The sequence below is a fragment of the Streptomyces sp. NPDC030814 genome (genome assembly GCF_055572155.1).
In genome coordinates, this window is record NZ_JBVIDX010000007.1 from 372,279 (window position 1) to 385,701 (window position 13,423).

Genomic DNA, 13,423 nt, shown 5'->3' on the forward strand with positions numbered 1-13,423 from the left:
GGCTCGGGGGCCCACCGACAGGACCCACGGGTCCATCGACGAGGGGACGGTCGTCCATGACCTGGCTGATCACCGGTGGCGCCGGCTACATCGGAGCCCATGTGGTGCGCGCGATGCTCGACGCGGGCGAGGAGGCCGTCGTCTACGACGACCTGTCCACGGGGATCGCCGAACGGGTGCCCGACGGCGTGCCGTTGGAAGTCGGCTCGATCCTCGACGGTGAGCTGCTGGCACGGGTGATCCGCAGCCACGGCGTCACCGGGGTCGTCCATCTGGCGGCGAAGAAGCAGGTCGGCGAGTCGGTCGAACTGCCCCTGCACTACTACCGGGAGAACGTCGAGGGCCTGCGCACCCTGCTCTGCGCCGTCACGGACGCCGGTGTCCCCTCGTTCGTCTTCTCGTCCTCGGCGGCCGTGTACGGGATGCCGGACGTGGACCTGGTCACGGAGGAGACGCCGTGCGTGCCGATGAGCCCGTACGGCGAGACCAAGCTGGCCGGGGAGTGGCTGGTGCGGGCCACGGGCCGTGCGACGGGCCTGTCGACGGCGTCACTGCGGTACTTCAACGTGGCCGGGGCGGCGGCGCCCGAACTGGCCGACACCGGCGTCTTCAACCTCGTACCCATGGTGTTCGAGAAGCTCACCGGGGCGGCCCCGCCGCGGATCTTCGGCGCCGACTACCCCACCCCCGACGGCACCTGCGTCCGCGACTACATCCACGTCGTCGACCTGGCCGAGGCCCATGTCGCCGCCGCCCGGCGCCTGCGCGAGGCCCCCGGCACCGACCTCACCCTCAACATCGGCCGCGGCGAGGGCGTCTCGGTCCGGGAGATGATCGACCGCATCACCACCCACACCGGCCACGCGCTGCCCCCGGTCGTCGTGGAACGGCGACCGGGCGACCCCGCCCGGGTCGTCGCCTCCGCGGACCGCATCGCCACCACGCTGGGCTGGAAGGCCAGGCACGGTGTCGACGAGATGATCGCGTCGGCGTGGGAGGGCTGGAGACACCACCGCGCCGTGCGGTGAGGATCGCGGACCACCCCGGCCGGCCCTGCCCGTGAGTCACCCCCACATTGCCGTTGCGCCCGTAACCACCCCTTTGGTAGCAACGATTGACGTGCGCGCCCGTGCGACGGTCGTGAAGTCCCGCTGCCCGGCGGGAACCGAACGGTGCCGGTTGCGCGTGTGTACTGAGGGAAGCGAACGTTACGGGGGTAACGACGATGCCGGCTTGGGACATCGATCCGGTCAACGTGCAGAGCACGCTGAACTCGACCGGTGAAGCGGCGGGCGGTCTGGAGAAGGCCGCCAACTCACTGGTGACGAACATGGCGAGCGCGGCCGAATCGGCCGGTACGGCCGTGCCCGGTGGGCAGTTCAGCGGCCCCATGATCGGGCCGGTCGCCGCCGGTACCCCGCGCGTGCCGGTCGGCCCGGTGGCGGCGGCGCTGAGCAAGTACCTGGAGGAGCGCCAGAACAAGCTGGCGTTCATGGCGCAGCGCACCATCGACTCCGTACAGGGCGCCGCCAAGGCCACCACCGCGTACGTCACCGGTGACCTGGACATGGCCGCCCAGCACCAGGCCAACGCGCTCAAGGCGACGGTGGTGCCCCCGCCGCCGGGCGTGGGCGGCAACGGCGGGCAGGGGCCGAAGTGAGCGACGACATCCCCGTCATCCCGGAGGAGGTCCCCGAGTTCACCGGCAACCTGGAGCTGCTGGACCAGCACATCAGCGGCATCCGGTCGGCCGGGACCTCACTGAAGGACTCGGGCTCGGCGATCCACACCCGCTTCGGTGGTCTGTCGGCGTACTACAAGGCGCCGGAGGCCGACCAGTTGTTCGCGACGACGGCGCCGGTCGCGGCGAAGGGCGAGGAGTTCTCCACCGAGCTGGGGACCGTGGCTTCCGCCCTCGACGACTACGCGGCGGCGGTCGGCCCGCTCAAGCAGAAGTTCGAGCAGCTCCGCCGGGACGCCATCGCCTTCCGCGAGAAGATCGCGGACGATGACGAATGGCGTGCCGACGGCGACCTCGTCGAGGAGAACAACAACCGCCGTTCCGACATCAATGCCGCGTACGCCGCGTTCCAGGCGGCCGAACGGGACTGCTACAACAAGATCGTCGCCCTGGTCGGCGGAGAGCCGCTGATCGTCAACGACGGCTCCGACAAAGAGAACATGTACGGCTACCGCGGCGAGGACCTGAACAACGCCGGCGGACTGCCCTGGGGCGACCCCGTCGAGGAGTCCAACCCCTGGTACTACATCCACGAACACGTCTGGGACTTCGCGGTCGGCTTCGTCGTGGACGGCGTGTGGGGCACCATCAAGGGCCTCGGCACACTGGTCGGCTTCAACGGCTGGGACGCGGCCGGGCAGGCCTGGACGGGCCTGGGCAAGCTCCTGACCGGCATCGCCATCACCGCGACCCCGCTGGGCGCAGCGTACTGGCTGACCCCGGCGGACAAGCTCCCCTCCTGGCTGCGTGACTCCCGCACGGCCGTCGTCGAGACCGGCAAGGCACTCATCGCCTACGACGAGTGGGGCAAGAACCCCTCCCGCGCCGCCGGCGCCGTCACCTTCAACGTCGTCACCACCATCTTCACGGGCGGCGCCGGCGGCGCGGTCTCCGGCGCCGGCAAGGCCGGAGCCATCGCCAGGGCCATCTCCTTCGCCGGCAAGGCCGGACGCATCGTCGACCCGATGACGTACATCACCAAGGGCGTCGGCGCGACCGCCGTGAAGATCAGCGACGTCATGGCCGGCCTGCGCGGCATCACCGACGGCACCCACATCCGCCTCGGCGAGGGCACCTACCGCATCGCCGACACCCCGAACCTGACGGACGAACTCCCCGCCGGCCTCACGCCCGAGAACAGCGTCCGCATGGAAACCCCCCAGGGCGACGTCGTCTACCTCGACACCAAGACCCTGGTCATGCACAACGCCGACGGCACCGTCCGCGAATCCCTCGACGGCATCAAGCACGAAGGGACGGCGGCGGAGCGGGGCGCCGACGTCCACCAGCCGCAGCCCGACCTGGTGGGCGCGGGCGCGAGGACGAGCGACGGTGCGGGGGCTGTGGGGCGGGTCGGGGACAACGGTCTGCCGTCCGCCACCCACGAGACGCCGGGCGGCACCGGAGGGACGCACGGCGGCAGCCACACCGAGACACCGGGCAGCGGCCGCACGGACACCACCGGCGGCGGGCACACGGACACCCCGGGCGGCCACCACGAGACGTCCTCGGGTGGGCACGGTGGAACGGGTGGCGGGCACGGTGGCACGCCCGGTGGCGGCCACCACGAGACTCCTACGGGCGGCCACGGCGACACCCCGGACGACGGCGGTGGGTCGCCCCGTGATCCCTCGGAGGGGACGACGGCACCGGAGCGGGTCAACGAGCCACGGCCGGAGCTTTCCCCCGAGGAGAAGGCGGCGCACTGGGGCCACCTCGACGAGGTCGAGGCCCGGAGCCCCGAGGAGTTCGACCACCTCCAGCGGGACCCCGACAAGAACGGCGGCATCTCCGAGCCGTCCAAGGACGAGGCCCGGGTGGGTCTCGACCTCAGCGAACAGGGCCGTCTCCCGGATGACATCCAACGTCCCACGGAGGCGGACCGCGGCGAGTTCTACTCACCGAGCACGGGGCGGTACTACGACATCAAGGGCGTCCATTCCGACTGGCCTCCCTTCAACAACGTGCGCGACAAATCCCAGCCGTTCAAGGGGGCTTACAACCCGGCGAACAACGGCCGCTGGGTGAAGAAGCTGTCGGAGCAGATCGTCGAGAAGCAGCGCATCGTTATCCTGGACATGAGGAATGCGAATCAGGCGGCGATCGACGACATCAAGTCCATCGTCGAGAAGAACGGCTGGGAAGACGATGTCATCTGGTACCCGTAAGAACTGGGCGCCCCGCGCGTTTCCCACGGACCCACGGGCAACGGCCCGTCTGCGGGAATGGCTGGAGTCCGGAGCAGAGGGAAAGCTCGACGTCATCGGGCTCGATCTGAGCGACGCCGATCTGTCCGGTGGGGACTTCTCGGAATCCTGGTTCAGCGACTCGAAGCTCCGCAACGCGAAACTGGTGGGGGCGGAGTTCTACCGCTCGGACGCGGAAGGCGCCGATTTCTCCGGGGCCGATCTGACGCAGGCGTCACTGGTGCGCGGAAACTTCGACGACGCCGTCTTCCGCGGAGCCGTTCTCGACGGTGCTGACATGGTCAAGGCCTCGTTCTACGACGTCGACGCCTCACACGCGTCCCTGCGCGGAGCGCGCATCATGGGCGCCTCACTGGTCGACGTCGATCTCCGTGGCGCGGACCTCTCCCATGCCGTTCTCCGGGAGAACTCCTTCAAGGTGACGGTCGATCACCGCACAAAGGTCGAGGGGCTTTCGGGAACCGTCTTCGGCCCGGTGCAGGTGATCGACGACCAGGCCCTGAGGCATGAGATCGGCGGCACGGAACTGGAGCGCTGGGTGCGCGAACGCGGCGGTTCCATCGAGGTGCTTCCCCTCGCCGACGGACAGCGCGAGACATAGAAGTTCACGGGCACCCCGCCGACCGATGACAACTGGATCCCGCAATGACGCCGGTACCACGAATCGACATCGACGACCCCGAGGTCGATATGGATGACGAGCAACGTCTGCTGTATCGGGGGCGCCCCATCACCGGAGAAGTCGAAGAGCGCTCAGGCGGTGTTGTCATCAGTCTGGACTCGTACGTCGACGGCCTCCAGGACGGTCGCAGCCGCGAGTGGTACAAGGACGGCACCCTCCGCTCCGAGGCGACGGTACGCAAGGGGCGCCCGGTCGGAGTCGCCAGGGAATGGCACCCCAACGGCACGCTCGCCTCGGAACAGGTTTTCGCCGAGAACGGCCTGACCATGCTGCAGGACTTTCACTGGGACGAGAACGGGCAGCCCGCCAAGATGTGACGCAAGGAATCCGAATGACCCTTCCGGGCATCGGCGTCGATGGCTCCGAGGTGCGTTCTGACCACGAAGAGCGCCAGACCGACCTCAAGGACATGCTGTGAGCGAGCACATGCACGCCGGCATGACCGTCGACCCGCAGCGCGCCCTCGGCACGGTCCTCGGCTCCGCCGTGGGCGACGCCCTGGGCGCCCCCTTCGAGTTCGGGCCCGAAGGCGCGTTCTCGGCGCGGTTCCCCGTGGCAGGGTGCGGCGGTGAGATGTGCGGGGGCGGCGGCTGGGACCCCGGCGAGGGGACCGACGACACACAGATGGCCGTGCTCGTCGGGGAGTCACTCGTCGAGTGCGACGGACTCGAACCGCCCGACGTGTTCCGGCGGTTCCAGCGGTGGGCCGCCGCCGACCCAAAGGACATCGGGCTCCAGACCGAGGACGTCCTCACCAACGGCGAGCCCTGGGACCGTGCCGCCGGCGCCCACTTCGAGGTCAACCTCCGGGCCGCCGGCAACGGCGCGCTGATGCGGGCGTCCACCTCCGCCTTGTACTTCGCGCGGCAGGGTCGGGAGGCGACGATGGACGCCGGGCGGTGGCTGTCCGCGCTCACGCACGGGGACCCGGCGGCGTGGGAGGGCACGGCCGTCCTCCACGAGCTGGTACGGGTCGCGCTGGGCGGCGGCGACCCCCTTGCCGCCCTTCCCCGGACGCTGGAGGAGGTGACCACCGCGCACCGGCCCCGGTACGCCACCGTCCTCTCTCCCGACTGGCACCCCGACCTGGCCACCGAGTTCAACGGTGCCGTCTGGCCCTGCTTTGGCTCCGCCGTGTGGGCGGTGCGCACGACCGACTCGTACGAGGACGCCGTACGGGCCGCCGTCGACCTCGGCGGCGACACGGACACCGTCGCCGCCGTGACGGGAGCGCTCGCGGGCGCGGTGTACGGCGTCGACGGCATCCCACAACGCTGGCTCGACCCGCTCCACGTACCGCTGCCGGGCTTCGGCGGGCGGGTGCTGCGCGCGGCGCAGCTGGCGGAACTCGCCATGCGGTTGGCTGGGTAGAGCTGCTCGGTGAGCCGTGTCCGGCGATATTCGCTTGCGCGGGCCTCCCGGTCGGGGAACCGTCGACGGCGACCGAGCAGGGCGGAGAAGAGGACCATGCACACCGACGACGTCGACCACGAACTGATCCGGGCGGCGGCGCACGTCGCGCGCACTCGCTGCCGGGGCGACAACCACACCATGGCAGCGGCGGCCCGCGCCCGGGACGGCCGGATCGTCACCGCGGTGAACGCCTACCACTTCACCGGCGGCCCCTGCGCCGAGCTGGTCCTCATCGGCGCGGCGGCCTCCCAGGGCGCCTACGAGCTGGACACGATCGTCGCCGTCGGCGACCGCGACCGCGGGGTCGTGCCGCCGTGCGGCCGGTGCCGTCAGGTCCTGCTCGACTACTTCCCCACACTCAAGGTCATCGTCGGTCAGGGCGACCGCGTCCGCGCCGTCCCCATCACCGACCTGCTCCCGGTGAGCTACGTCTGGGCCGACCACCAGCTCGACACCTACTAGGGCCCGCGGGCCTTCCGGGGCGCGGGGAACCGCGCGACCCAGCCCCACTCAGCCGCAGAAAACCACGCGCCGGAGCCACCCCTCACCCGGCCGGCCGACCGCCTACAACGCCCGCAGCGCCGCCGCCGTCGCCCGCGTCAGCCCCTCCAGATACCCCTTCGGCAGCTTCGGCGTGCGGACCACCACCGACCGCCAGTACAGCGGCCCGGAGATCAGGTCCAGCGCGAGGTCCTCGTCGACGCCCTCGCGCACCTCGCCCCGCGCGACCGCCGCCCCGACGATGCCCATGGCGACGCTCTGCTGACCCTCCCGCAGCGCCTTCTGCATGGCCTCGGCGATGTCGGGATTGCGGGCGGCCTCGGCTTGGAGGTCGGGGATGATCTGGCCGGCCACCGGGTGGCGCAGGGCCCGGGACGTGACCTCGTAGAGCAGCCTGAGGTCGCCCTCCAGCGACCCGGTGTCCGGGGTCGGCAGCCCCTGGACCGCCACGGCCGAGACGAGGTCCAGCACGAGGTGCAGCTTGGAGCGCCAGCGGCGGTACACCGCCGTCTTGCCGACACCCGCCCGCCGCGCGATCCCCTCGATGGACATCCGGGCGTAGCCGACGGCCGCCAGCTCCTCGAAGACCGCCGCGCGGATCGCCTCGGTCACGTCCTCGCGGAGCACGGCCGCCCCTGCGGGCGCCCGGCGGCGCGGCCGGGGCGGCGGCCCGGCCGCGGAGGGGTCGGCGTTCGTCGTCATGCGGACCAGCATAGGGGCGTCACGACGAAACGGTTGCGTTGCGACGTCCGGTCGGCTTACGCTCACGTAACGACGATACGGTTCCGTCCCGACGTACAAGCGGGGCAGGAAGCGCTCGGCCGCAAGGCCTGCGTCGCCCCCGCCGCCCCATGGCCCCCACCTACCGAAAGCAGCGGATGTGAGCCAGGTCCTCGACACACCGCCCCCGACCGCCACCGGCACCCGGCCCCTTGCCGAGTCCCCGGCGCAGCTCGCCGCGCGCCACGGCCTCAGCGTCAGCGGGGCCCGCCCCTCCCTGGGCGCGTACGTGCGGCAGCTGTGGGCGCGGCGGCACTTCATCACGGCCTTCGCCACGGCGAAGCTCACCGCGCAGTACAGCCAGGCGAAGCTCGGGCAGCTCTGGCAGATCGCCAACCCGCTGCTCAACGCGGCGGTGTACTACTTCATCTTCGGCGTGCTGATGAACACGAAGCACGGTGTCCCGGACTACGTGCCGTTCCTCGTGACCGGCGTGTTCGTGTGGACGTTCACCCAGAGCTCGATCATGGCCGGCACCCGGGCGATATCCGGCAGCATCGGCCTCGTCCGCGCCCTGCACTTCCCCCGGGCCTCGCTCCCGGTGTCCTACTGCCTCCAGCAGCTCCAGCAACTGCTGTTCTCCATGGCGGCGCTGGTCGTGATCCTGCTGGCCTTCGGGGTGCCGGTCGCCCCCTCCTGGCTGCTGATCGTGCCCGCCCTGGTCCTGCAGTTCGTGTTCAACACCGGCGTCGCGATGGTCATGGCCCGGATCGGCGCCAAGACCCCCGACATCTCCCAGCTGATGCCGTTCGTGCTGCGCACGTGGATGTACGCGTCGGGCGTGATGTTCAGCATCGGCGACAAGCTCGCCAACCGCGATGTGCCGTATGCCCTGCGCCTGTTGCTGGAGTACAACCCGGCGGCGCTCTACATCGACCTCATGCGGTTCGCGCTCATCGACAGCTTCGAGGGCGGCCAACTCCCCCACCACGTCTGGGCGGTCGCGGTGGGCTGGGCGCTCCTCGCGGGCGTCGGCGGATTCATCTACTTCTGGAAGGCTGAGGAGACCTACGGCCGTGGCTGACACCACCATCCTCCCGGGCGCCCGGCGGGACACCCCGGACGCCACCGACGCGTCCGCCCCCGCCGCCGAGCACGAGCACGCTCCGGCCGTCCAGGACGAGCCCGTACCCACCGTCGTCGTCGACGGCGTCGACATCGTCTACCGGGTCAACGGCACGGGAGCCGGGCGCGGCAGCGCCACGGCCGCGCTGAACCGCATACTCCGGCGGAAGAAGAGCGAGAGGGCGGCCGGTGTGCGCACGGTGCACGCCGTGCGGAACGTGTCCTTCACCGCGTACCGGGGCGAGGCCATCGGGCTCATCGGCACCAACGGATCCGGCAAGTCGACGCTGCTCAAGGCGGTGGCGGGTCTGCTGCCGGTGGAGAACGGCCGGATCTACACCGACGGCCAGCCCTCCCTGCTCGGGGTGAACGCGGCACTCATGAACGACCTCACCGGAGAGCGCAACGTGCACCTCGGCGGGCTCGCGATGGGGATGTCCCGTGAGCAGGTCCGTGAGCGGTACCAGGAGATCGTCGACTTCTCCGGCATCAACGAGAAGGGCGACTTCATCACGCTGCCGATGCGGACGTACTCCTCCGGCATGGCGGCGCGGCTCCGGTTCTCCATCGCCGCGGCCAAGGACCACGACGTGCTGCTGATCGACGAGGCGCTGGCGACGGGGGACAGGTCCTTCCAGAAGCGGTCCGAGGCACGCATCCGCGAGCTGCGCAAACACGCCGGGACCGTGTTCCTCGTCAGCCACAACAACAAGTCGATCCGCGACACGTGCGACCGGGTGCTGTGGCTGGAGCGCGGCGAGCTGCGGATGGACGGCCCGACCGACGAGGTGCTGAAGGAGTACGAGAAGTTCACGGGCGGGAAGAAGTAACCGCCTGACCGCCGCCTCTTCGGGCCCGGGCCCTCAACTGCCCGGGCCCCTCCGGCCCGCCCGCCGTCACCTCTCCAGGAACGCGAAGAGGTTCTCCCACCTGTCCACGATCGCGTCCGTCCCGTAGCGCCGAATGTTCTCCCTCGCCCTGTCGCCCATGCGGTCCCTCAGTGCCTTGTCCGACATCAGCAGGTCCAGCTTGCGGGCCAGGTCGGCGGTGTTGCCGGGTGGTGCGAGCAGGCCGTCCTCACTGTCCGCGACGATCTCGTGGACGCCGGGCGCACAGTCGAACGCGGCACATGGGACCGCCATCGCCATCGCCTCCATGAGGGCGAGCGGGAAGCCCTCGCCCCGCGAGGAGAGCGCGAACACGGAAGCCTCTCGGAGGGCGCCCGGGACGTCGGCCGTACGGCCCATCCAGGCCACCGAGTCGTCGAGGCCGAGTGCCGTGCACTGCTTGCGCAGGATCTCCTCGTCCTCACCGGACCCGTAGATCCGCAGGGTCCAGTCGGGGTGGGCCGGAGCGACCTCCGCCCAGGTGTCGAGGAGCATGTCGACCCCCTTCTCGTCGCTCAGCCGGCCGATGCTGACGACGGCCTTCCCGGTGCGCGGGGAGGGGACGTCCGGCAGCCAGGGCACGGCGTTCGGCATGAACGAGGCGTTGTTGAGGCCCTCGCCGATCCACAGGTCGGCGTCCTCGCGGGTGAGGACGAGCATGCGGTCGACGTCCCGGTAGTACTTCAGGACGCGGCGGAAACGGGAACTGGCCTTCGCCGTCTCGTACGACTCGTGGCTCATGCCGATGACGGTCAGTCCACGGGTGACGGCGTGCCGCACCCACTCCATCGCCCACACCTGCGTCACGATGACGACCCCTCCGGGTCGTGCGGCGCCGAAGAGCCGCGTCAGCCGGGCGGCCCGGTCCCGCATGCTCGCCTCCCGCGCCCGACCGGGGGCCGGCGGCTGACCGTCGTACAGCCTGGTCGTCGGGTAGGGGAGTTCGCCGAGGTCGTGCGGGTCCTCGGGCGTGGTGATGCCGATGACGTGGACGCGGTGGCCGCGCTCGGTGAAGAGCCGGGCCATCTGGTGGGTCCAACTGGTCACCCCGCCCAACTCGTCGACACTGTTGGCGACGAGGAAGATGTCGCGCTGCCCGGTCACTTGTGCCTCCACTCGGAGAAGAACTCGTCGACGATCCGCCGCGCCGCCGTGCCCTTGTCGTACTCGCCGAAGTCGGACACGAACCGCTCCCGCGCGGCCGCGTACTTGACGGACTGCTCCTCCAGCGAGGAGCCGGCGAGGACCGCGTGCAGTTCGTCCTCCGTGCGGACCACCGGGCCCGGCGCCCGTTCCAGCAGGTCGAAGTAGGTGCCCCGGCCCTCGTGCACGTACGCGTCGTAGTCGTACGTGAAGAAGAGCATCGGCCGGTCCAGGAGCGCGTAGTCGAACATCACCGACGAGTAGTCCGTGATCAACGCGTCCGCGAGGGCGAGGACGGGCGTCACGTCGTGGTGGTCGGAGACGTCGATGACGCGGCCCCGCACGGAGGGCGGGAGCACGACGTGGTTGAGGTAGTGGGCGCGGACGAGGAGGACGTACTCGTCGCCGAAGGTGTCCGCGAAGCGCTCCACGTCGAAGGGCAACGCGAACCGCTTCTGCCCGGACTGACGGAACGTCGGCGCGTACAGCAGGACCTTCTTGTCGGCCGGGATGCCCAAGTCGGCGGCCAGCGGCGGGCGTTCGGTGGCGCCTCGGGCCTGGACGAGTACGTCGTTGCGCGGGTAGCCCACCCTCAGGAGCGCCTTCTCACGCAGCCGGAAGGCCTTGGCGAGGGTGCGGACGTCGTGCTCGGAGCGGATCAGGAAGCGGTCGAAGCGGTCCAGGGTGCGCTGCTGCTCCGCCTGCGCGGCACGGGACTTGAGCTTCCAGCTCGGCTCGTCGAAGCCCATGCGCTTGAGGGCGGAGCCGTGCCAGGTCTGGAGGTACGTCGTACCGGGCCGCTTGGTGAGTTTCAGCGGATAGCTCTGGTTGTCGATCCAGAACTCGGCGCGGGCCAGCGCCTTGAGGTAGGGCAGTGACCAGCGGCGTACGAGAGTGGCGTCCGAGGGGAATCCGTCCGGGCGGCCCGCGTACGACCACACCGCCTCGAAGTCGAGGCCCTGCCGGCGCATCTCCTCGTAGATCGCCCGGGGGCTGTCGCTGTACTGCCGGCCGAGGTGGCTCTCGAAGACCACCAGCCGCCGACGCACAGGCAGCCGCAGGAACGCCTCGTGATAAAGGCGGATTTTCGTGTCTCCGGAAGTTGCCTTCTTGCGCAGCGCCTTGGCCTTGCGATAGCCGGTCTTGGCCAGTCGCCCGGGAGTGCCGCGCAGACCGCGGACGACGAGCTCGTTGGCCTTCTTGTCCGGGACCAGCCGGAAGGCGAGGTGCCCGCGGGCGGAGATGTGCGGCTCGACGCGGTCGGCGACCAGGCGGGTCAGGCGGGGGCGGACCGGCAGTTCCCCGGCCGCGAGGCCCGGTTCGGCGGCGGTCAGCCGTGTCGTCGTCCGCTCGCCGTCGACGCCGAGATGGAGGCGGACGTCCCACACCGCGTCCACGATGCCGAGCGGCCGGAGGACCTTCGCGATGTCGGCCGTGGCCTCCCACGACACGTACGGGCCCGTGTGCCGTACGGCGGTCACCGGCACACGATACGTCCGAAAACGCACGCCGGGGCGGCGGGCGTAGAACTCCAGCTCGGCGGTGAGCCGGGCGGAGGGCGGGATCACACCGAGGGGGTTGGTGACGCGGCCCGCGAGCCGGACGACTCCGGCGCGCCCCGGCTGTGCGTACTCCGTCAGCTCGTTGCGCAGGAACATCTTCCCGACCGGGCGGGCGTGGTAGCCGAGCTCGGTGACGTCCAGGATCCGGCGCGCGAAGGGGTCCTCGTCGATGTGTTCGGCGCACCAGTAGATCCGCCCGTCGCGCTCGACCATCGGGGCGGACACCTTGTCGCGGTTGGTGAGGGTGTCCACGGCGGGCAGCAGGTTCTCCCAGTCGCCCTCGCGCAGCAGATAGGCGCAGATCGCGTGGACGGGCTCGACCTCGTCGTACGCGGCCGGGTCGATCGACGCCAGATAGGCGTTGGCCAGCGCGGCGAACTCCCGGCGGTAGGAGGCCTCCCGGAAGGGCAGGTCGCGCAGATGCAGCACCAGGTCGTGCTTGAGGAACTTGACGTCCTTGGCGAACTTCAGCTCCAGCAGACCCTGGTCGGCGAGGAGCCGGTCGACCCGGCGGTGGATCTCCATGCGGTGCGCGAAGTTGGCGATCTCGGCCCGCCGGTTGCTGATCGACTTGGCCTCGGACCGCTCGACGACGTTCCAGTCGTAGACCCGGTTGGGGATGAGGGTGATCCGGCGGGCGGCCGCGTACACCTGGGCGGAGAAGAACAGGTCCTCGTAGTGGATGCCCACGGGGAACTCCAGGCCGCGCTCGACCAGGAAGTCACGCCGGTAGCACTTGTTGGTCGACAGGGTGTCGTAGACCAGCAGGTCGGGCAGCTCGCGGACGGAGTCGAGGGTGCGCGTGCGGGTGTACAGCCACGGGTACCACTTGACCTCCTTCCTCGTACGGGTGTCCACGTGGACGCGGACGCAGAGCCCGGAGACGAGGTCGGCGCCGGTGTTCTCGGCCGCCTCCAGCATGTTGCGGCAGGCGTTGCGCTCCAGGACGTCGTCGCTGTCGAGGAACAGGACGTAGTCGCCGCGGGCCCGCCGGATCCCCTCGTTGCGGGGCGCGCCGCAGCCGCCGCTGTTCTCGGGGAGCCGGTAGGCCCGTACGCGGTCGGGGTGGCGGGCGGCGAGCCGGGCGGCCACCTCGTACGAGCCGTCCGTGCTGTGGTCGTCGACGATCACGACCTCGGCGCTCCGCAGCGTCTGTTCCAGGACCGAACGCACGGCCGTGGGCAGTCTGGCCTCGTCGTTGTAGACGATGACGACGACGGACACGGCCGGCCGGGCGGGCACGGCCGGCCCGGCTGTCGCTGGTTGCGGCTGCTGCTCCACGTTCACCCCAAACATCATGCTTTGTTCCCTCTATAAGGCATCCCGCCGTTGAGGGCCACTCAGGTAGAGGTCGTGGGAGGTGCCCGGGTTGCGTCCGGGACGGGGTGGGGCCGCGTCCCCCGCGATACCCTCCGAGGGGGACTCGGGAGCGGGAGCAGAGG

At 70.4% G+C, this 13,423-nt stretch carries 12 protein-coding genes; 9 read left to right on the forward strand and 3 right to left on the reverse strand.

All coding sequences use genetic code 11. The features are described 5' to 3' along the window. Window positions 1-56: 56 nt before the first annotated feature. From galE to ACZ43N_RS18390, 7 genes are all read left to right on the forward strand, one after another. Window positions 57-1,028, forward strand: a complete 972-nt coding sequence (galE, locus tag ACZ43N_RS18360; RefSeq protein ID WP_468098569.1) for a UDP-glucose 4-epimerase GalE — start codon at window positions 57-59, stop codon at window positions 1,026-1,028. A gap of 197 nt (window positions 1,029-1,225) precedes the next feature. After that, window positions 1,226-1,660, forward strand: a complete 435-nt coding sequence (locus ACZ43N_RS18365; RefSeq protein ID WP_468098570.1) for a DUF6507 family protein — start codon at window positions 1,226-1,228, stop codon at window positions 1,658-1,660. After that, window positions 1,657-3,909 (forward strand): hypothetical protein, encoded by a 2,253-nt coding sequence (locus ACZ43N_RS18370; RefSeq protein WP_468098572.1) that lies wholly within the window; start codon window positions 1,657-1,659, stop codon window positions 3,907-3,909. Before ACZ43N_RS18365 ends, ACZ43N_RS18370 begins: the two co-directional genes overlap by 4 nt. Next, a complete protein-coding gene (locus ACZ43N_RS18375) occupies window positions 3,890-4,549 on the forward strand; it encodes a pentapeptide repeat-containing protein (protein ID WP_468098573.1) in 660 nt (219 codons plus the stop codon). The genes ACZ43N_RS18370 and ACZ43N_RS18375 overlap by 20 nt, the downstream gene beginning before the upstream one ends. 44 nt (window positions 4,550-4,593) lie before the next feature. After that, a complete protein-coding gene (locus ACZ43N_RS18380; protein WP_468098574.1) occupies window positions 4,594-4,947 on the forward strand; it encodes a toxin-antitoxin system YwqK family antitoxin in 354 nt (117 codons plus the stop codon). Window positions 4,948-5,068: 121 nt separating this feature from the next. Next, complete coding sequence (locus ACZ43N_RS18385; RefSeq protein WP_468098643.1) at window positions 5,069-6,001, forward strand: ADP-ribosylglycohydrolase family protein; 933 nt, start codon at window positions 5,069-5,071, stop codon at window positions 5,999-6,001. 96 nt (window positions 6,002-6,097) lie between these two features. Continuing rightward, the gene (locus tag ACZ43N_RS18390) at window positions 6,098-6,505 is read left to right on the forward strand and encodes a cytidine/deoxycytidylate deaminase family protein (RefSeq protein WP_468098576.1); all 408 of its coding nucleotides are present in this window, start codon (window positions 6,098-6,100) and stop codon (window positions 6,503-6,505) included. Window positions 6,506-6,607: 102 nt separating this feature from the next. On the opposite strand, the gene ACZ43N_RS18395 is transcribed toward ACZ43N_RS18390, so the two are convergent. Beyond that, a complete protein-coding gene (locus ACZ43N_RS18395) occupies window positions 6,608-7,246 on the reverse strand; it encodes a TetR/AcrR family transcriptional regulator (protein ID WP_468098577.1) in 639 nt (212 codons plus the stop codon). Between the two features lie 178 nt (window positions 7,247-7,424). Here ACZ43N_RS18395 and ACZ43N_RS18400 point away from each other — a divergent pair, with 178 nt between their 5' ends. Together ACZ43N_RS18400 and ACZ43N_RS18405 are read left to right on the forward strand one after the other, a co-directional pair. Then, on the forward strand, window positions 7,425-8,348 hold the full coding sequence (locus ACZ43N_RS18400; protein WP_468098579.1) for an ABC transporter permease: 924 nt from the start codon (window positions 7,425-7,427) through the stop codon (window positions 8,346-8,348). After that, entirely contained in the window at window positions 8,341-9,219 is an 879-nt protein-coding gene (locus ACZ43N_RS18405; RefSeq protein ID WP_468098580.1) for an ABC transporter ATP-binding protein, read from the forward strand. Before ACZ43N_RS18400 ends, ACZ43N_RS18405 begins: the two co-directional genes overlap by 8 nt. 66 nt (window positions 9,220-9,285) lie before the next feature. On the opposite strand, the gene ACZ43N_RS18410 is transcribed toward ACZ43N_RS18405, so the two are convergent. Both ACZ43N_RS18410 and ACZ43N_RS18415 read right to left on the reverse strand, forming a co-directional pair. Then, window positions 9,286-10,380, reverse strand: a complete 1,095-nt coding sequence (locus ACZ43N_RS18410) for a glycosyltransferase (protein ID WP_468098582.1) — start codon at window positions 10,378-10,380, stop codon at window positions 9,286-9,288. Next, window positions 10,377-13,280, reverse strand: a complete 2,904-nt coding sequence (locus ACZ43N_RS18415; protein ID WP_468098583.1) for a bifunctional glycosyltransferase/CDP-glycerol:glycerophosphate glycerophosphotransferase — start codon at window positions 13,278-13,280, stop codon at window positions 10,377-10,379. The genes ACZ43N_RS18410 and ACZ43N_RS18415 overlap by 4 nt, the downstream gene beginning before the upstream one ends. Window positions 13,281-13,423: the final 143 nt, after the last annotated feature.

Coding starts and splice junctions, on each gene's coding strand:
- ACZ43N_RS18395 (WP_468098577.1), bottom strand. CDS start 7,246: ATGACGACGAACGCCGACCCCTCCGCGGCCGGGCCGCCGCCCCGGCCG.
- ACZ43N_RS18390 (WP_468098576.1), top strand. CDS start 6,098: ATGCACACCGACGACGTCGACCACGAACTGATCCGGGCGGCGGCGCAC.
- ACZ43N_RS18415 (WP_468098583.1), bottom strand. CDS start 13,280: ATGATGTTTGGGGTGAACGTGGAGCAGCAGCCGCAACCAGCGACAGCC.
- ACZ43N_RS18375 (WP_468098573.1), top strand. CDS start 3,890: ATGTCATCTGGTACCCGTAAGAACTGGGCGCCCCGCGCGTTTCCCACG.
- ACZ43N_RS18380 (WP_468098574.1), top strand. CDS start 4,594: ATGACGCCGGTACCACGAATCGACATCGACGACCCCGAGGTCGATATG.
- galE (WP_468098569.1), top strand. CDS start 57: ATGACCTGGCTGATCACCGGTGGCGCCGGCTACATCGGAGCCCATGTG.
- ACZ43N_RS18385 (WP_468098643.1), top strand. CDS start 5,069: ATGACCGTCGACCCGCAGCGCGCCCTCGGCACGGTCCTCGGCTCCGCC.
- ACZ43N_RS18365 (WP_468098570.1), top strand. CDS start 1,226: ATGCCGGCTTGGGACATCGATCCGGTCAACGTGCAGAGCACGCTGAAC.